Source organism: Chryseobacterium sp. RU33C, from assembly GCF_900156015.1.
GTDB classification, from domain to species: domain Bacteria; phylum Bacteroidota; class Bacteroidia; order Flavobacteriales; family Weeksellaceae; genus Chryseobacterium; species Chryseobacterium candidae.
In genome coordinates, this window is the sequence record NZ_FTMT01000001.1 from 274,964 (window position 1) to 294,653 (window position 19,690).

Below are 19,690 nucleotides of genomic sequence, written 5' to 3' on the forward strand. Positions count from 1 at the left end.
GTATGAAAAGTTTGAAATGTGGGATTACCATAGCAGCCTTATTTTTTACTGTAGCCGCAGAAGCTCAGGAGCTGGTTCAGAAAGTAACATTTTCTGTACCTGCCAACAGACCGCTGATTGAAGTTTTAGAAGAGTTTGCCGGAAAAACAGGGATGAGACTGGCTTATTCCAAAGTAGATATTAAAGAGCTGAAGATAAGAGGGATAAAATGTGAAAATACTTCCGTCAATAACTGTCTTAAAGATATTACCAAAGGACTTCCTGTTGTGTACCGGCTGCATGGTGACCTTATTTCGGTAAAATATGAAAGTTCTACTATTTCCGTATTGGGAAACGGACGAATTTCCGGTAAAATAGTGGATGAGGTGGGAAATCCCATTACAGGAGCAGAAGTTATTGCAGCTCAAAGGACGGTTGTGACTGACAATAACGGAGATTTTACCATAGAGCTTCCTTCGGGATCTCATAATCTGATCATAAAAGCTCCTAAATATAATACGCTGAGGGTTGAAAAGCTTTCTGTTAGCAATAAAGAAACAATCTTGGTTTCATTTGCTTTAAACAAAGCTTCTGATAAAATTACAGATATCAAAGAAGTTGTGATTACAGCAGCCCGTAAAGCAGATACTCAGGCGGGACTTCTTGCCCAGCAGAAGAAAGCAGCCCAGATGAGTGATGGTATTTCGGCAGAACAGATTTCCAAAACACCAGACAGCGATGTGGGAGGAACTTTGAAAAGGGTGACGGGAATTACCACCATTGATAATAAATATGTAGTAGTACGATCTATGGGAGAACGCTGGAACACTGCTGCAATGGACGGAATCAACCTGCCAAGTACAGAAGCTTATAACCAGAACTTTTCATTTGATATCATTCCTACTGCCATGGTAGAAAGTGTGGTGGTAAGCAAATCTGCAACCCCGGATATGAATGCCAGTTTTGCAGGAGGTTATGTAGAAGTAAGAACCAAGGATATTCCCAACGAAAACTTTACAACCGTAACATTGGGAACTTCATATAATGATCAGTCGGCCTTCAAAGAATTTCTGACCCGTCAGCGCGGAAAGTATGACTATTTCGGGTATGATGACGGAACAAGGGATTTTCCCAAAGGATTAGAACCGATGAACTGGACAGACCCAAGATTTTTTGAACAGTCCAGACAGTTTACCCATGATAATTTCAGCACCTATAAAACAAAAGGTGACATGGGATCTAATATACAGCTGGCATTAGGAAGAACGTATGCGCTTAAAAACAATAATAAATGGGGTTTTGCCGGAGCATTTGTCATCAGAAATGAGCAAAACAAACTGGACATTGACCACACAGGAAGGGGAAACTGGCTGGATACCACCGGACCTTATATTGCTGACTGGGAAACAAAAGGAGTAGCTCCTATACCATTTTATAATTTTAAAAATCAGGGGGCTTCCTACAATTATAACTCTACGTTGGCAGGAATGCTAAATTTTGGACTGCAGCTGGGCAAGAACAGAATTTCATTCCGTAATTCCTACACCCATATTTTTGATAATACCCTGACAAGAGTTACCGGCTGGAATGAATATACTACCGGAAGTGCCATGGCTTCCAATGCAGAATTAGCCTACAATTATTTTTATAACGGAATCATCCCCAATAATGATCCTGCTCAGATCAAAAACTTAGACAGACCATATACTGATAACACCAATTACCCGATTTTTCAAACCCTTTTGCAGAATAAACTGGAAGGGAACCACAAAATAGGCAATACAGAAGTCAGCTGGTTTGCAGCAAGAACCGGGATAACCTCTGATACGAAAGATTATACACAATACTTGACTCTTTATGATTTTATTGGAAGTGAAATTCTGACCTATCATAAAATCTATAATACCGGAGGAAATTTTTACAGAGGATATATCGCCAATAAAGAAACAGATTACAATTACGGAGCTTCAGTGAAGTGGGATCTGGATTTCGGAAACTTAAAAAATACGGTGAAGACAGGATACGCAGGTACATTGAAGAATAATACCAACCAACAACAAAAATTCTTTCTGCGAGTGGATGAGAACAGAAATGTTCCGAATAGTGAAAAAAATCACCTGACGATGTATGGAACTCTTTCAGATTGGTTCAATGGATCTCACTATGCACCGGGAGGTATAGGGTGGGAAACCAAAGCATTGTATAAAAACGATAAATATGAAGGAGAAGTGAAACAACACGCTCTTTATGTGATGTTTGATAACCGTTGGAAGAAATTAAGATTGGTATGGGGAGTTCGTGCAGAATATTTTAAGTATGATCTTATTTCCCAACAACTGGACTCAAGTGATACAAAGAATGTTGAAAGGGCGGCCATTGAGGATAAACCGTGGCAATGGATGCCTTCTGCGAATTTTACTTACAGCCCTACGAATAAAATCAATTTCAGACTTGCCTATAATAAATCTGTCATCCGTCCGCAGTTTAATGAACGAACAGGACTTCCTTATTTTGATCCGGTTGCCAATGGTTTGATTTATAATACAGAAATGACCTCTTCTGTTATTAATAATTATGATTTCAAATTTGAATGGTTTCCCGGCCTTGGAGAAATATTTTCAGCAGGATTGTATTATAAAAATATAGACAGGCCTATAGAACGTGAAGGGCATATCTCCAGTGAAGGGAATCTATATCTCTATAACGGTAATTCAAAAAATGCAAAATTGGCAGGAGTTGAGGCAGAAGTCAGAAAGAACTTAGGATTTATTGCGGGAGGAACTTTTCTGGAAAAACTTTTCATAAGCGGAAACTTTACCTATAATCACACGAAGGTAGTAGCTTTTAAAGACCTGTACAAAACAGGTGACAATGATGAAACCTATGAAGTAAAACGTCCTTTGTTCGGGCAGACTCCTTATGCTTATAATCTTGGATTGACGTATGATGGCGATCGCTTGGGACTGAGCTTTTTATACAATGCAAAGGGTGACCAGTACATTACCGTTGGATATGCTTACAAAGGAGAAGAAATACAGCGCCCTTACGCCGTAGCAGATGCACAGATCTCGTATAAATTTTTACGCAATAAAAACCTTGAATTAAAACTCAATGCAAGAAACTTATTCAACAGGGTGAAGGAATACTATAATAATTACAATTCCTATGTGATACCACTGGGACTTGGGAGTGCTATCGGAACGGAACGGGAAGCATGGGGACTTTTACCGGGTGCAACCGACAGGTATGACAAGAATATTGATAAGATTATGTTCAGGGCCTACAGTGGCAGAATGTTCAGCCTGAGTGTAAACTATATGTTTTAGAAAGCAATAGATCAAATACCAATACAGAAAGATATCTTCATGATAGCAGCGTACAGGTTTCGGTAACCTGGTCAAAAACTAAGAATACTGATGATGCGCACAGCAGTAAAGTTCTGAAAAAACCGGACGTTAACAGCTTTTCCCACGCTTTAACGGTTTCCATGGGAACTCCCGCAATGCAGTTCCTCCTGCAGCGATGGGATGAACACCAAAAAACAAATCGAAGGAATAGAGAGGAAGATATTCCTGAATAAAAAACTGATCTGGTATAAAACAACACAACCGGATTTATTAAAAATTATAACAATGAAAAGACTAACTCTAATTGCAGTGGCAGCATTATCTCTTACAGCTTGTCAAAACGATCAACTGGCAGATGCATCTTCTCCATTCGAAATGAAATCTACTTCTGCTGAGTACCTTACAGCTTCTGCTCTTCCGGTAACTACCGTAAGTGGTGCTATTACTTCAAATACTACATGGAGCGGAGTAGTTGAATTAGATGGAATTGTAACCGTAAAAAATGGTGCTACATTAACAATTCAGCCGGGTACATTCATTAAAGCCAAGCCAAGCGCAAACAATACAGCTACAGGAGTTTTGGTTATTGCTAAAACAGGAAAAATCAACGCAGTAGGTACAGAAGCTCAGCCGATCATTTTCACCAGCTACAAATTGTTAGACGGAAACGAAGATACAACTGCTGCTCCTGGTGATTTCGGAGGGGTTGTTATATTAGGTGATGCGCCTACAAACACTCCTTTTACAAAAACAGTTGAAGGGTTATCCGGTCCTGATTTCTATTACGGAGGTACCAATGCTTCTCATAACGGGGGAACATTGAAATATGTACGTATCGAGTTTGCAGGATATGATCTTTTAGCTCCGAATTCAGGTAACGAAATCAACGGTCTTACGTTAGGAGGAGTAGGAAACGGAACTACTCTGGATCATATTCAGGTATCTTTCGGAAAAGATGACTCTTTTGAATTCTTCGGAGGAACGGTAAACGCTTCAAACCTGGTTTCTTTTGCAGCTGATGATGATAACTTCGACTTCGATAACGGATATACAGGAACGATTACTTGTGCATTAGCTTTGGCAGATTACAACTCTACACACAGTCTTAGCGGAGCAAGCCCGGATTCTAACGGTATCGAGCTTGATAATAATGCAGACGGTTCTTCTACAACATTGCTGACTCATCCGGTGATCAACAACCTTACTATTATCGGTGCTAAGAATTCTTCTAAAGGCGTTTTATATGAAAACGGTATCCATATCAGAAGACACGGAAGATTAACATTAAATAACGCTGTGGTAACAGGTTATCCTGTGGGAATCAAAGTAGAAGGTACAGGTTCTGAACTTTCTTCAGCTTCAGCATACAGCACCATCCAGATCCACGGATTTGCTACTTCAGTTACAGGTACAGGTACAGCAGGAATCCCTGCAGCTAATCTGGCGACTGGTACTCCTGCATCTCTTTGGGGGATGAGCCAGCCTTTCTTCAACGAAGGTGGTTGGAATGTATCTCCAAGAAACTGTGGAAACTTCCAGGGACTTTGGACAAAATACAATTTCTCCATTGTAGAATAATAAAAACTTTTAAAAAGCAGGGAACAGCAAACGCTGATTCCTTGCTTTTATCTCAAAAATTTTAATCATCAGCATTATGAAAAAAATAATTTTATCATCTGTTCTGTTTTTATCCCAACTGGCTGCAGCACAGTCTCTGGTATGGGGTAATTCTTTTGATACTCCTGCCGATCTGCAGGGATGGACCTTTCATGACCTGAACAACAATGGCAACGGATGGGTACAGGGACAGAATATCTATCATAACGGAACTACCCTGGCCTATGGAACTGCCGGAGTTCTCCGCCATTCTATCAATTCGGTTCCAACTGGAAATGCTAACGGATTTACTACAGAAAATGACTGGATTATTTCCCCTCAGATTGATCTTACCAACACTACCGGGACTATTACCCTGGCGGCAAATATCGGAAGACAGAGATCTACTCATACTATTGTTGCCAGAGAGCTTTTTATCTATGTAAGCACACCGCAGAAAGAAGTTCCTACGCTAACGGATTTCCAGGCGATGACAGTAGATGCAGATGGAAATGACGTTCAGAGTATTTACAAAATACAGGTAGGTGATTCAGCCAATCCTTTTCCGGCGGATCTTACCCAGTTTGTACAGTCCCTTGTAGATCTTTCTGCTTTTGCCGGGAAAAAGATCTATATCGGAATGTGGTCAAACAGAAAAACAAGCGGAAATAACGTTCAGAACATTAATATTGATGAAATAGGAATTTATGCTACTTCATTTTTGGGAACTAAGGATGTAAAAAGAAACAAAATTGTAACACAAATAGCAGAAAACCCGGTAAAAGAATCTTTACAGCTGCAGCTTAATCCGGCATTGAAAGAAAATACAACTGCAGTGAATATTTATAATGCAGCAGGGCAGAAAGTACTTACCACTAAGTATTCCGGGGTTATCCATGTGGCAGGGCTTACTGCAGGGCATTATATTGCAGAAATTACAGACGGAAAGACTACGGAAAGACTGAAGTTTATTAAAAAGTAATTTTTCTGGCCTTAGAAACTGATTCTAGAAACACCAGAAATTTAAAATACAATAATGGATAGGAGTTGAAAAAATACTATCCAGAACATATCCAACTAGTTTTTTTATAATTATATATTGCCCGGCTCACGGGTTGGGCAATATTTTTAAGTTTTACAATGAAATAATTAAAGAAAGATGAATAAAATCTTCGCATTGCTACTATTTTTCACCGTACTTTTTTCATGTACAGACAACAATACAATGGAGTTGTATGATAAAGTACAGAAACCCGGAGAGGTTAATATCAAAGGATTTTCCAAACCTGATGTTCTTCAGCTGAGGTTCAACGGACAACCTGTATCTATAGATGGTAAAACTTCTTATACCAACAAAATTGAAACCCAGCTTCAGTTTGTTCTGGATCAGGGAGAAACCAATAAACTATCTGTCTATAACAATGAAACAGGTACTGAAATTGCAAAATACAATATTACATATGACAATATAAATGATTATAAAGACCTCTACTTTTTTAATCTTCCGGGAATTTATCTGCAGACCTATGCTGTAAAACCGCAGGTGAACTTCGGGAAAGTAGGTTTTGAATTTATTTTTCCCAATCTTGGCGAATTTTCCGGAACCTCACTTAAAGATGTAAAAGGCGTTCTGAAAAGAGAAAACGGAGTAGTGCTTGCTGAGTTTGACAGCATTGGGAAAGACAATTTTACTGCAGTGAAAATCTATAGTTTTTTCAGTTCAACAGCTCCTGTATACCTTGAGTTATACAAGCCGGGAACTACAGAGCCTTACGCAGGATCTAAAATGATTCAGGTGAAAATAAAACAACACACAGGTGCCAATATGATTGTTCTTCAGGAAAAAATGGAAAATGGAGAATGGGTGGTAAAAGGAGATATCGATGTAGTAGAATATCTGTAATTACGTATGAAAAATTTTTTAAAACTTCAATGTATTGCTATTGCTGTCTTTCTCATTTCGTGTACGAATACTAATGAAGAAAGCGTACCTGTTTTTCCTGAGGGAAGTACAGAATCTGTGAATCTATGGGTTCAGGACAGTATGAAAAGATACTATTACTGGGCAGATCAGATGCCAGCAAAGCCGGATTATAAGCTTCCCGTAAAAGATTTTTTCAAAACTCTGCTGTCTTCCGAGGATCGGTTTTCTTTCATGGTAAATACTGAAGATTCTTCTTCCTATCCACGATCTATAAGGAATATGTACGGTTTTGATTACACGGTTGTTCAGCTTGCCAATAATGAAGTGGTTACTGTAATTAAGCTGGTGCTTCAAAATTCTCCGGCTTTTAATTCCGGGCTGGAAAGAGGAATGATCATTACCAAAGTGAATGGAAAAGCAATGACTGCCGCGAATGCTGAAGCAATGGCTTCATCCATTAAAGATCAGACCGCTGTAGAACTTACCGTTGGAAAGTGGCAAAACGGAGGCATTGCGGAGGAAAAAACCATCACTGTTTACTATGGTTTCTCTTTTGAACAATCTGTTTTATCTAAAATTTTTGAAAAAAACGGTAAAAAAGTGGGCTATCTGTACATCTATGATTTTCCGGACGGAATGACGCAGACTTTGTACCAAAAGTTTGGGGAATTGAAAGCCGCCGGAGTGAAGGAATTAATTCTGGATCTCCGGTACAATTACGGAGGTTCAGTATCCTCTGCCGCAGCACTCTGCTCACTTATTCCTTCAGGATTATCCTCCGGCTCACCATTCATCATTTTTAAAGGAAATAAAAACGGAGGCGAAGTAAAAAGAACATTTGCCCAACAGATTACTTATGATCCCAAAGCTTTGGACTTTGCAACCTTACGCGCCAATGCATTAGGATTACAGAAAGTATTCATCCTCACATCAAACAGTACAGCCTCTGCAGCCGAAATTGTGGTGAACAATCTGAAACCATACATGCAGGTAATTCAAATAGGAGATACTACACTGGGGAAAGATATGGCAGGATTTGTAGTGGAAGACAGGCGTAAACCCAGAAAAATTTCCTGGCAGATTCATCCGGTGATTTATAAAGTATTTAATGCCAGCGGAGAAGGAGAATACAGCAGTGGAATTTCCCCGCAGATCAGTATCAATGAATTTGCCGGTCTGCCATTATTACCTTTGGGAGATCCCAATGAAACCCTTATCTCTTCTGCTCTGAACGGAGGATATTTCAAATTGCCAGCTCACGAAAAGAATGGAAATATCAAAATTTTATTTCAGAGTGATGTGCCTCCGGTTATGATGCAGCAGTAATGCGGATAGAAAGGGCAGAAAAAGAAAATTTTAACCAAACTCAAAAGTAAAATAATATATCGAATAGTAAAAGTATAAATTTTTTTTACCCTTTTACCTATTCAGAAACACAATAAAATCATAAAATCATGCATGGAATAGAACCAAAACTTCACATGAACCTGACCAGCCGTATTGAATATTACCGTCTGCTGATAGAAGCAGCAGAAGACCCTGAAAGCCAGCCTTCGGAGGTGATTACACAGATTTCAGAGCTGGGTCATCTGTATGAGGAATATCTGCTTAACAAAAAAAATCTGGAAAACAGTATTAAAAATTACCGCGCCTATCATAACGATTTGAGAAAAAAACTCACGTCAAGACTGCGGGAGCTCAGAAGAAAAGCAAGACAGAAATAAGATCAGGAATGTACTTTATCGGATGATTTTACGGTGAAATTCATACCTTTATAACATCAAACAGAAGGATGAAGGACTTATGAATTTTATCCAGGCAGAACTTTCCGTTTATTTACAGATATTTTGGCAGTTTTCATGGCGGGAATGGATCATATTCAGTCTGATGGCTAATATTCTCCTTTACCTGTTTTCCATAGGTTTGTATGTTTTTATCGAAAAGACCTGCCGGAAATGTCAGTTACAGGAAAAAAAACATCCTGTTACAAGATCCGATTTTTATCTTAGGCTGCTTACCATATTATACAATAGCTTTGTCATGTTACTCGGAGCTTTTTATGGAAAAACGGATGGATAGTGCTGGGTCAGACAGAGTCCTTCATGGGAATAATTATGGAAGTTGCTGTGCTACTTTTCTTAATGCATCTTCTGATGTTTTTCTTTCATTTTGCAGCACATTTACCTTTTATCTACAAAGTTTTGCATGGAAAACATCAAGAACATGTCAGTACCAATTTTTTGAGCCTTTTTGTTCTTTATCCTTTTGAAACGATAGGATTCTGAGTGATGATACTGGTTTTATTCGTTGGAAATCCTGGCGCTTGGCAGAGCAATTTTTGAGTCGTCATTGATATTTCCGGACAAAGAACCGGTTTGGGCATATAAAAAACAGAGGCACAAAATAAAGCAGATGTAAAAATTTTCTTTACTTTTAATATTTTACATAAAAATCCCACAAAATTAGACCTCTGTTTGGTGAATGTGTTGAAGAGAAAATTAAGGTTTTCTTAAGAATTGTTAATATAGAAACGCAATACTGAAGGGTAGTAGAGCTGTCATTTATTTTTCGGATCCTAAATCCTTTTCAGTATGATTTCCTTCTACAAGTAAAGTCAATTCATCACATCGTATAATCTGATGACTTTGGATGGTAAATTCCGCCAATACTTTATGTACCACCTTACTTCCGTCTTTTAGTTTTGATTTTGCGATGTGGTTGGTAAATATGACAGTACCGTTTTCCGCATAGTTAATGATCTCAAGTTTTTGTTCAGTTACTTTTTCTTTGAGTTTTTTGATGTGCAGAACAAATTCTTCATAGTTCAGTTGAGAATGGTTTACAAACTGAATGTATTCCTTTGAAAAATATTTTTCAATTAATAATTCATCAAATACAGGGTTTTCTAATACTTCTTTAAATACCTGCCGGATAAAATGTTTCATAACTTTATTATTTTGAAGCAAAATTACCTTACAGATGAATGACTGAACGATAACAATTGTAAAGAAATTATCTGCGGTTGCGTATTCTGCTTAATGAAACACTTGTAATGCCAAGATAAGAGGCAATATAATGTTGTGGAAAGCGCAGAAGAAGCTCCGGTCTGTTTTTGAGAAGCTGTTGATACCTTTTCTGGGGAGAATCTCTGATAAAAGAGATCAGCCGTTTATTGATTTCACTGAAACGTTGGTAAAAAAGCGGCTGAAAAGTATGCTGGAATTCCTGATTTTCCATGAGCCTGTGAAAGTTTTCAGTGTGTAATTCGTAAACGGTAGTTGATTCCAGAGTTTCAATTACAAAATCAGATGGAATGCCATTCAGGAAGCTGTCAAAAGATGAAACAGCCTGGTTTTCTGTTATAAAATCCAAGGTAAGTTCTTTTCCGTCCTGATAGAAAAATACTCTTAACGCTCCGTTTTTTACTAGGAACATTTTTTCTGAAACTTTTCCTTCTTCAAGCAGGATTGTTTTAGCAGGATAAGTAACCTCAACCAATAAATGAAGGTCAGTTTTCAAGAAAAAGTGAAGATCCGGAATGTGCATATATGAAGGATTAATGGGAGGCGTTCAGTAAATCCTGTACAATTATTTTACATTTTTTATCAATTCATTCGATCTGTAAAGCTGGCTGTTCATTTTTAGATTTAAAATACTGGTAGAAACTGGCCTTGGATACATTAGCTTTGTCAATAATTTGATTAATCCCCGTATTGTTGTAACCTTGTCTATGGAAGAACACCATAGCATTGCTTACTATTCTTTCGCGAGGTTTGGGCATGTTATAAACTTTTTACAAATGTAGAAATAAACAGACTGGTATGTTTGAAAATACATTAATTTTAAATAAATACCATGGTATAATAAAGCTGAACGACGAAGAAAAGTACTGTAAAAAACCATAGAATATAAGGGTGGTAGCTGAAATTATTCTTGAGGATATAGTGTAAAGCTTTGAAAAGCTTGAAAATCCCGATAATTGCAATGATGATAAAAACCAGAAAAGCCGTAAAAAATATATAATCTCTTGTTCCATGGTTTTTTATCTTACCCAGGTTGTCAACATAAGCATCTACATTCATAGTTTGTCCCAGAAACATAGCCGAGCTGATTAATATAAAAAGAGGGGTAGATGTATACACCGTTGTATAAATAAAAGAAAATAATAACGTCCGGAAGGTGACTGTATTCACTTTTTCTTTTTTATACCATAATATAATAACAGTAAATACTACCGCAGTAATATTATTCATCAAAAATATAAAGAGCGCTTTTTCTACCATGCTTAGCCCTTTGATTTTGGAAATAATATTGTGCTGACCACCATAATCCATTAAAAGTACCGAAACAATCACAGAGGTATAAACAGAAAGTTTGATAGGAGAGAGGAAGTCGTGAAAGCGTTCAGTCTCTTCTTTTTCCATCTCGTGAACAGACAAATCATAGCAGCGACGGGGATCGTGAAACAATTTGAAGATGGTTACGGGAACCAGCAATATTTCAATAATAATCTGCAGGCACAGCTTTTCAAAACTATCAATCAACTTTTCAAACATATAGAAGGATATTAAGGGAACGTTTTTGCAATTTAACTAATTTTTGTATTACATCTTAAAACATAATAAAAAAGTGGATGACTCATGTTAAATCATCCACTCATTTATTATCTAAAAAAGCGTATCACTATTTCGGAAGCCCTTTTTTTAAAGCAATATGGGCCTTTTCTACGGCTTTTCTTTCTTTCCAGTCCATATACCTTTTTTTGTATCGGCCTTTCATAAAATTATCAAAATTACGCTGAACGGCAAGATTCCAAAGAGAATGTGCCTTTACAGCCCAGCTTTTATCCCATGCACGCAGTGAAATAGAGAAAGATCCATCCAGATATTTCATCCAGTGCCACCAACCTGTAGGCATGAATAAAGTATCTCCATGCTCCAGGAAACACTCAATTCCTTCTATACCATCCAATGCCGGGAATTTCTCAAAATCAGGATTGGAAATATCATAATCTTCCAGTGCATAGGTGGCATAAGGAAGCTTATACAGACGTGTTTTCCATTTGTATTCAAACAGAAGGACATGTTTTCTTCCATTGAAGTGAGTGTGGAAAATATGCGGCATGTCGATATCGTAATGAAGGAAAGTTACAGAACCTTTACCTCCGAAAAACATACTTGGATATTTATCTAAAAATCCACCCATAAGGTTTTTTGGCGGAACATAGTCGTCCAAGAGTTTGGGGGCAAATTTTATAGGATCAAAGAAGAAAATTCTCAGATCAGTAGGCTCTCTCTGAATAAGATCAACATAATCACGGAAGGGCATTTTCGTAGTCGGAGTATTGATAGGGGCGGCAGGATCTGCTTTGGCACTGTCATAAAGGGGAACTTCAACGTCGCCTACTACTTCTTTCATGTAATCCATCGTCCATTTTTGATAGGCGGGCCACTTTCTTGCCATATTTCTGATTACCACTGGCTTACATGGCTTTAGATATTTTTCACGGAAATCTTCTTGTGAAATGTCATCTACAATATCAATTGGTTTAAGGATTATTCCCATTCGTTCAAATTATTAAGCTAAAGTATTAAATATTTGCGACAAAAAAATGGAAAGAATTAAAATTATTTGGAATTAATATAAATAAATAATAAGGCACCAATTTTAGCTCCGTTTTTTTTGAGTTATTATGATATGATTTTATCTTCAGTTCTTTTAAAATCTATAGTGTTTATAAGGTAAAAGATATTTGTAAAATACAATAATTGTATGTATAATTGCTGTATTAAAATAACCATGAAACGTTTTACTACCATTATTTTTTCACTCGTATTTGCAACTGCTTTTTCACAAAAATCAACCAGGATTTTTACTTCAGATATTGATAACTTTTGGGTGGCTTATGACAGCATCCAAAAAACAAATGATTACTCCGGAAAGCTGGATCTTATGAAAAGATTGTATACTGATAAAGCAACAAAAGGGTTAAAAGCTTTTATGAATGCCAGAGATTATAATGATAGTGTGTATGTAAAAGTCATAGAAAAGTATCCAAAATTCTGGAATTCAGTAAGACCGAATACCTTAACGATAAAAACCAAGACCAAAGAGTTGGAAGCCAGTGTTACCAGACTGAAGGAGTTGTATCCTGAACTTAAAGATGCTGAAATGTATTTTACTATTGGTGCACTTAACTCTGGTGGAGCCGTGAGCGGAAATATGGTATTGGTAGGTGCTGAACTTGCCACCGGAATTGGGGCTACAGAGGTCTCGGAGTTTAAAGATGAATGGCTGAAGGGTATATTTGCCCATCAGTCTCTGGATAATATCGTTTCCCTGAATATTCATGAATACATCCATACCCAGCAGAACGGAAATCAAAACAGGGTTTTAAACCAGGCTATCAAGGAAGGATCATGTGATCTGATTGCCGAACTTGTGATGAAGGAATCTCCGCAAAGGAAATATATTTCTTACGGAATGGCTCATGCAGCTGAAATTAAAGCCCGGTTTAAAAAAGAAATGTTTACCGGCAATCTTGCCAACTGGTTTTATAATGGAAGACAAAAAGGAGAAGGAGCCGATTTAGGATATTATGTGGGGTATGAAATCAGTAAAATGTATTACCAGAATACAAAAAATAAAAAACAGGCTATCAAAGATATTATTGAACTGAACTATGGTGATAATAAAGCGGTTGAAGACTTTCTCGACAAATCAAGATTTTTCAGAGAAAAAGCCAATACACTTGCTAAAGAATATCAAAATCAATTACCGTATGTAGTGAAAACAGAGCCGGCCAATGGTTCCGTAGACGTGAGTGCTGACATCAAAGAGCTCAGAATTACTTTTTCACAGGAAATGGTTCCCGGATATTATTCTTTCAATCTTTCTGATAAAGGAAAAGAATATATGCCGATGACCAAAGTGAAAGGAATGGAAAATAATGATAAAACGTTGGTCTTGGGAGTAGATGTAAAGCCCGGCAAAGAATATAAATTTATACTCACCAATAAAAGTTTCAGGTCTAAAGAAGGGTATCTCCTGAAAGATGAGAAGTTTCTTATCAGGTTTAAAACCGGCAATAAGTAGTTTTTTCGTAAGCGGATATTTAATAATTGGGATTTGAGAATGAATTTCGTTTATCTTTGGTTTTATTGTTTTTAATGTCTTAAAGTTTTATTGGTTTTCTGACTTTTTTAGGCTTTTCATGAGATTTTAGTGATAGAAGGAAATTCGCTATTTTTCAAAAAAAAAGTATATTCGGCTTCGTAAAAATAATGATATGCAAGTATATGAAGGGATTTCTGTGGGGTTGTATCTGTTACTAATGATAGGTATAGGCATATATTCTTATAGAAAATCAACAAGTAATTCAGAAGAATTTCTAATTGGCGGCCGAAAAATGGGAGCTGCCGTAACAGCATTGTCTGCGGGAGCGGCTGATATGAGCGGCTGGCTTTTGATGGGAGTTCCGGGAGCGATGTATCTGTCCGGAATTTCAAGCTCCTGGATTGCGATAGGGCTAACCATTGGTGCTTATCTCAATTATATTATTGTAGCACCAAGACTCAGAATTTATACGGAGGTGGCACAGAATGCCATTACGTTACCTGTATTTTTTGAAAACAGATTTAAAAATAAAAATCAGCTTCTGAAGATCACGTCGTCTGTTTTCATTCTGGTATTTTTTACCCTGTACACTTCTGCAGGAATGGTATCCGGAGGAAAACTATTCGAATCCGCTTTCGGAATGGATTATACGGCAGGCTTACTCCTGACAAGTCTGGTCGTAGTACTGTATACATTTCTAGGCGGATTTCTGGCAGTAAGTCTTACTGATTTTGTACAAGGCACCATCATGGTACTGGCATTGGTGATTGTTCCGATTGTAGCGATTACCCAGATCGGAAGCGTGGGAGAGACATTCTCTCTGATTGAAGCAAAAAATCCAAAATATCTGGATTTGTTCAGAGGAACAACAACCGTAAGTATTGTTTCTTTATTGGCATGGGGATTAGGATACTGTGGGCAGCCCCATATTCTGGTACGCTTTATGGCCATTGATAAACCAAAAGATCTGATCAAAGCAAGACGTATAGGAATTACATGGATGATCTTTACTGTTGCCGGAGCCTTGGCCATAGGATTGGTAGGAATCGCTTATCTGCAAAAGTTTGACATGAATATGATGTTGAAATTTGACGGATCAAAGACGGAAGCAGAAACTATTTTCATTTATTTCTCCCGTATATTATTCCATCCGTTTATTGCGGGGTTTTTACTTACAGCAATTCTGGCAGCGGTAATGAGTACTATTTCTTCTCAGTTATTGGTAACTTCAAGCTCATTAACAGAAGATATTTATAAAGCTTTTCTGAATAAAAAAGCAACTTCTAAGCAATTATTAATGGCGAGCAGACTTTCTGTTTTACTTGTAGCGGTCATTGCGGTACTTTTATCCCTCAACCCTAAGGATAGTATTCTTAATCTTGTTGGAAATGCATGGGCTGGCTTTGGTTCTGCATTCGGACCATTGATCCTGCTGTCTCTTTTATGGAAAAAGGCAACATGGCAGGGAGGTTTTGCCGGAATGATGGTAGGAGGAATTACTGTATTAGCCTGGGTCTATCTTCAGCATCCACTGAAAGACTGGTACGAAATCATTCCCGGGTTTACACTTTCTTTATTAACCAATGTGATCGTTTCTTTATTCACTTATAAGCCAGATGATGTGATTGAAAAAGAGTTTAATGAAGTTCAAAAGATTATGCAGGAGTAATATAGAAAGCTTTGCAATGACATAACAATGATATACCCTTACCAAACGGCAAGGGTTTTCGTTTTTCTGAGGCTATTATATTGTTATATGATAATTTAGCTTTTGTATACTTACTTTTAATAATAAACATAATAAGTGCCGGGATAAAATCTATAATGCTCGGTGATATTATATTTTCAATACCATGATGAGCAATCCGGCCTCTTCCAGACACACATCATAAACATCATAGATATAAAATGACTTCCCGTCACAAAATTCTGCATTATTTTTTGTATTATTTTAGGACAAGCATTCTTCCTTTTGCATAGGCAATCTGGTCTTTTTCCTTTTCCTGGTCAGGATTATTTTTTAGGTACATCTGATAGTATATTGCTGCATTCTTAGGCTGTTTCAGGTTGAGATCATACAGAAGTCCTAAACGGTAATAAATAATATTGCTGATCCCAAAAGTCAATCCCTTTTTATAAGCGGTTAAAGCCTCATTATACTGGTTTTTAGCTTCATAAATGCCTGCCAGCGCAGCATAGTAAAGATTGGTATGGTCTGAAATAGCTTCATCAATAGTCTTTTGCGCATAGATTGCAGCATTGTTATAATCTTTCAGTTCACGATAGCTCAGTGCCATAAAATATAATGTGCCATCATTTTGTACTCCCATATCTTCCAGCATTTTGTAAAGCATAATGCATTTCTGATAATCTTTTACATAAAAATAAGCCTGTCCCATATCGTTCATTACATTAACATCAGCATGATTTTTCAGGAGCTTTTCACCGATTTCAATTACTTCCGGATACTTGGTTAACTGATTGGCAACGGGTAGCAGAGCCTGCTGTAAAGTGAAATTTTCAGTATCGGCAGCAATGGCTGTTTTCAATACATCATAAGCAGGCAGATATTGTTTGAGACCGCTGTAGGTAATGGAAAGATCATAAGCCACATCAGGGTCGGTAGAATTAAGGTCATTGGCTTTTTTGAGATAATTAAGTTTAGATTCAGGCGTTTCTGCATAGATAGCAAGCTGTTTATAAGCATTGAAATTAAGACTGTCAATTTGAATGATCTGCTGAAGATAATTCCTGGCATTAGAAGCATTTCCCCGTCTGGAATTAATACTGGCCAAACTGAATAAAGTAGGGAGATTATTGGGTTGAAGGGTGTTTATTTTCAGATATCTTTTCTCAGCTTCCGGAAGTTTTCCGGCCATCATATGACAATAAGCTATTTGTGAAAGAGCCTTTATATCCTGTGTATCTCCGGAATATATGGTCTGAAGATATTGGGCAGCATCAGCATAACGTTGTGTTTCATAATATTCAAGAAGCTTTTCAGTATCAATTTTTGCAGATTGAGCCGTGATATTGTTAAATGCTGACATAATAATACACAAACATATTCCTATTTTCATCATGGTTATTTTTTAACTAAAATATTGCTTATTTACTAAGCTTCCAAATTATGGACTCACATATTGGGGATTTTTTTAACATTAAACCAGATATCATTAGATTTCTTACATTCACTTTACAGAAGAAGCTAAAACGGGAGATATGGAAATAAAAATTGTCCGGTCATTCCTTGATTATTATGGGGAAATAAGAGAAATAACCATATTTACTGAAACCATTGATGATCAGATGAGACTTTAGCCATAATAAAATATGAAATCCATCACAGAGCAGAATTATATATCTGTCTGAATCTTATAAAATTATTTGAAAAAAATTAGTGAAGTAGAAATGTTTCATGTGTGTATCTAAATGTTTGATGTTGAGTTCTTAATATTCATATTTTCTTTTGCTGGGAACAGAACTGTCTCTTTAAAACTCCGGAAATCCGAATTTTATTGAAGAAATATTTTGTCAGTAATAAAAAACTTTCTATATTTGCACCACTGAAAACAACGGTATTACCGGAGTTAAAGGAGAGTTGGCAGAGTGGTCGATTGCGGCAGTCTTGAAAACTGTTGACTGTAACAGGTCCGGGGGTTCGAATCCCTCACTCTCCGCTAAGAAAACCCTTAAATCAATTGATTTAAGGGTTTTTTTACATTAGTAACTAGCAATAAAAAGCCCTGCAATTCGCAAAATTACAGGACTTAGTATGAGAATAGATTCTTCTCTTAGCTTAAAATCTCACATGGCGCTACACAATACACCCAAGGGCATCTTTTGATTTCCGGGGGTGGGCAACACGCTTCAGAGCAGGTTGCTGCTCCGCCATTAATACTTTTCAATTGGTCTCTTGAAATTTTTTTAGAATTTTTCATAGTCAAGTAATTGCGTTAAACTTAAAATTAAGGCTGGTTTCCGCCACCACATCCGTCGTAAGGCATACATTGCCACTTACCACCAATTAAACATAGCTGACCGCCTCTGCAGTCAATTCCCCCCTTAATTGTTTTCAGTTCCTGTCTTTCGATTTTCTTTAAATTTTTCATAATAATTTTTACGTTTAGCTTAATTCGAAATTAATGAAATTTTATCAACTATTTTAGAATTATTAAAAAAATATTTATTTTATTTTTTTCAATTGCAGTATTTTTTATGTTTATTTCATAAAACTAAGTAAAATTATTTTTTTGCGTAAGCTTTGAAACGGCTTCCCAAAGAGTTCTCTCATTTTCATAAAATCTTGTCCTGTGACAAGTCCGTTTTCCGATCGGATTGGTAACTTTGACTTAATATTAATCCTCTAAATCTTATATGATGAAAAGTTTATTTAGATTCTCAGCAGTATTGTTCTTCATTATTATTCTTGCCAACTCTCAGGTATATGGACAAAAAATAAAACCTGCTGAAAGCGGTTATGCATCTGTTAATGGCATCAAAGTCTACTACGAAGTCTATGGCGAAGGAAAACCTCTTGTTTTGCTACATGGTGCCTTTATGACAATCGATATGAATTGGGGGGAGCTGATCCCGGAATTGTCTAAAAACAGAAAAGTAATTGCACTTGAATTACAGGGACATGGACATACTCCTTTTTCCGAAAGGAAATTATCACATGCTACTTTGTCCAGTGATGTAACAAAGGTAATGGACTATCTGAAAATTGATAAAGCAGATGTTGCAGGCTACAGTTTTGGAGGAGAAGTGGCCTATCAGATGGCTATACAAAGTCCGGAAAAACTTAGCAAACTGGTTATTATCTCATCAACCTATAAAACCCAAGGCTGGCTGCCTGAAGTGAATAAAGCCCTGGAAGGAATGAAGCCTGAACTCTTTACAAACAGCCCTATGCATACCGCCTACAATGCTGTAGCACCTGATAAAACAAAATGGCCGAAATTTCTGGAGCAGATGATGGCTTCTGCCGGACAGCCTTTCGACCTTGGTGATGATAATATTTCTAAAATTCCGGTACCGGTTTTAATTATAGCCGGTGATAATGATGGACTGGATAAAACAGAACTTACAAAAACCTATAAATTATTGGGAGGTGACGTTTTTGCAGACATGGGTGCAATGCCAAAATCTCAGTTGGCTATTGCTCCGGGGCAAACCCATGTAAGTCTGATGATGCAGACGGCAATGATTCTAAACTATCTGAATGGCTTTTTGAAATAATTAAGGCCATTAGAGGGTTGAAATCTATTTATAACGTTCAAAATCTACAAAATGAATACAAAATTTGAAGCAGGAATTAATATTGCTATAAAAATTCCCAAAAATAAATACGAAAAAACAGTTGCTTTTTACCGGGATATTTTAAAATTGGAGGTTGAGGAAAAACCAATACAAAATCCCACTGTTTCCAGAACACATGAAGTGAAATTTGGACATAATATGATATGGCTGGATTGTGTAGACAATTACACTCATTCTGAAACATGGCTTCAGCTCACCGTACCCGATGTAGAAGCCGCTACACAATATCTGCTGTCAAACGGTATGGAAACCTGTGACGAAATTGAAGAACTTCCTGAAAATATGCACTGGATTACCGATCCTGCCGGCACCGTATTCAATTTGCAGGAAAGAAAATAGTAAAAAACAGAAATACAATGTGTAAGAATTGCTTAAAATGAGGCTGTATCCAAAATTTTAATACCTT

Annotated in this window: 19 protein-coding genes and 1 tRNA gene; 12 read left to right on the top strand and 8 right to left on the bottom strand. The window is 37.1% G+C overall.

What is annotated here, in order from left to right:
- The first annotated feature begins 2 nt into the window (after window positions 1-2).
- From BW946_RS01190 to BW946_RS21575, 7 genes are all read left to right on the top strand, one after another.
- Window positions 3-3,305, top strand: a complete 3,303-nt coding sequence (locus BW946_RS01190; RefSeq protein ID WP_076594426.1) for a TonB-dependent receptor — start codon at window positions 3-5, stop codon at window positions 3,303-3,305.
- Between the two features lie 306 nt (window positions 3,306-3,611).
- Window positions 3,612-4,904, top strand: coding sequence for a hypothetical protein (locus tag BW946_RS01195; protein WP_076594535.1), 1,293 nt, complete (start codon window positions 3,612-3,614; stop codon window positions 4,902-4,904).
- Window positions 4,905-4,980: 76 nt separating this feature from the next.
- Window positions 4,981-5,904 (top strand): T9SS-dependent choice-of-anchor J family protein, encoded by a 924-nt coding sequence (locus BW946_RS01200; RefSeq protein ID WP_076594427.1) that lies wholly within the window; start codon window positions 4,981-4,983, stop codon window positions 5,902-5,904.
- Between the two features lie 177 nt (window positions 5,905-6,081).
- Window positions 6,082-6,825: a hypothetical protein gene (locus BW946_RS01205; protein ID WP_228402402.1), complete on the top strand. Its 744-nt coding sequence runs from the start codon at window positions 6,082-6,084 to the stop codon at window positions 6,823-6,825.
- A 6-nt stretch (window positions 6,826-6,831) separates the two neighbouring features.
- On the top strand, window positions 6,832-8,172 hold the full coding sequence (locus BW946_RS01210) for a S41 family peptidase (RefSeq protein WP_083688759.1): 1,341 nt from the start codon (window positions 6,832-6,834) through the stop codon (window positions 8,170-8,172).
- 128 nt (window positions 8,173-8,300) lie between these two features.
- Window positions 8,301-8,570: a hypothetical protein gene (locus BW946_RS01215; protein ID WP_076594429.1), complete on the top strand. Its 270-nt coding sequence runs from the start codon at window positions 8,301-8,303 to the stop codon at window positions 8,568-8,570.
- A 79-nt stretch (window positions 8,571-8,649) separates the two neighbouring features.
- A complete protein-coding gene (locus BW946_RS21575) occupies window positions 8,650-8,925 on the top strand; it encodes a hypothetical protein (protein ID WP_076594430.1) in 276 nt (91 codons plus the stop codon).
- A 482-nt stretch (window positions 8,926-9,407) separates the two neighbouring features.
- Here BW946_RS21575 and BW946_RS01230 read toward each other — a convergent pair whose 3' ends face one another.
- The 5 genes from BW946_RS01230 to BW946_RS01250 form a co-directional block, all read right to left on the bottom strand.
- Window positions 9,408-9,791: a hypothetical protein gene (locus BW946_RS01230; protein WP_076594432.1), complete on the bottom strand. Its 384-nt coding sequence runs from the start codon at window positions 9,789-9,791 to the stop codon at window positions 9,408-9,410.
- Window positions 9,792-9,858: 67 nt separating this feature from the next.
- The gene (locus BW946_RS01235) at window positions 9,859-10,392 is read right to left on the bottom strand and encodes a Crp/Fnr family transcriptional regulator (RefSeq protein WP_076594433.1); all 534 of its coding nucleotides are present in this window, start codon (window positions 10,390-10,392) and stop codon (window positions 9,859-9,861) included.
- A 64-nt stretch (window positions 10,393-10,456) separates the two neighbouring features.
- Window positions 10,457-10,627 (bottom strand): TetR/AcrR family transcriptional regulator, encoded by a 171-nt coding sequence (locus tag BW946_RS01240; RefSeq protein ID WP_228402404.1) that lies wholly within the window; start codon window positions 10,625-10,627, stop codon window positions 10,457-10,459.
- Between the two features lie 61 nt (window positions 10,628-10,688).
- Entirely contained in the window at window positions 10,689-11,402 is a 714-nt protein-coding gene (locus tag BW946_RS01245; RefSeq protein WP_076594434.1) for a hypothetical protein, read from the bottom strand.
- Window positions 11,403-11,529: 127 nt separating this feature from the next.
- Entirely contained in the window at window positions 11,530-12,411 is an 882-nt protein-coding gene (locus BW946_RS01250; RefSeq protein WP_076594435.1) for a cupin-like domain-containing protein, read from the bottom strand.
- Between the two features lie 234 nt (window positions 12,412-12,645).
- On the opposite strand from BW946_RS01250, the gene BW946_RS01255 reads away from it, so the two are divergent.
- Both BW946_RS01255 and putP read left to right on the top strand, forming a co-directional pair.
- Window positions 12,646-13,941: an Ig-like domain-containing domain gene (locus BW946_RS01255; RefSeq protein WP_076594436.1), complete on the top strand. Its 1,296-nt coding sequence runs from the start codon at window positions 12,646-12,648 to the stop codon at window positions 13,939-13,941.
- A gap of 193 nt (window positions 13,942-14,134) precedes the next feature.
- Window positions 14,135-15,631, top strand: a complete 1,497-nt coding sequence (gene putP, locus BW946_RS01260) for a sodium/proline symporter PutP (protein WP_076594437.1) — start codon at window positions 14,135-14,137, stop codon at window positions 15,629-15,631.
- A gap of 277 nt (window positions 15,632-15,908) precedes the next feature.
- On the opposite strand, the gene BW946_RS01265 is transcribed toward putP, so the two are convergent.
- Window positions 15,909-17,045 carry a tetratricopeptide repeat protein gene (locus BW946_RS01265; RefSeq protein ID WP_139325951.1) on the bottom strand — a complete coding sequence of 379 codons (1,137 nt, stop codon included), beginning with the start codon at window positions 17,043-17,045 and terminating at the stop codon, window positions 15,909-15,911.
- Window positions 17,046-17,557: 512 nt separating this feature from the next.
- On the opposite strand from BW946_RS01265, the gene BW946_RS01270 reads away from it, so the two are divergent.
- Window positions 17,558-17,642, top strand: a tRNA-Ser gene (locus tag BW946_RS01270).
- 114 nt (window positions 17,643-17,756) lie between these two features.
- Here BW946_RS01270 and BW946_RS21865 read toward each other — a convergent pair.
- Both BW946_RS21865 and BW946_RS21315 read right to left on the bottom strand, forming a co-directional pair.
- Window positions 17,757-17,903, bottom strand: a complete 147-nt coding sequence (locus BW946_RS21865) for a bacteriocin-like protein (protein WP_410493433.1) — start codon at window positions 17,901-17,903, stop codon at window positions 17,757-17,759.
- A 27-nt stretch (window positions 17,904-17,930) separates the two neighbouring features.
- Window positions 17,931-18,074 (bottom strand): bacteriocin-like protein, encoded by a 144-nt coding sequence (locus BW946_RS21315; protein WP_002980068.1) that lies wholly within the window; start codon window positions 18,072-18,074, stop codon window positions 17,931-17,933.
- Between the two features lie 268 nt (window positions 18,075-18,342).
- Between BW946_RS21315 and BW946_RS01275 the strand changes: the two genes are divergently transcribed.
- A complete protein-coding gene (locus BW946_RS01275; protein WP_076594537.1) occupies window positions 18,343-19,203 on the top strand; it encodes an alpha/beta fold hydrolase in 861 nt (286 codons plus the stop codon).
- A gap of 51 nt (window positions 19,204-19,254) precedes the next feature.
- Complete coding sequence (locus BW946_RS01280; protein ID WP_076594439.1) at window positions 19,255-19,623, top strand: VOC family protein; 369 nt, start codon at window positions 19,255-19,257, stop codon at window positions 19,621-19,623.
- The last annotated feature ends 67 nt before the right edge of the window (window positions 19,624-19,690 follow it).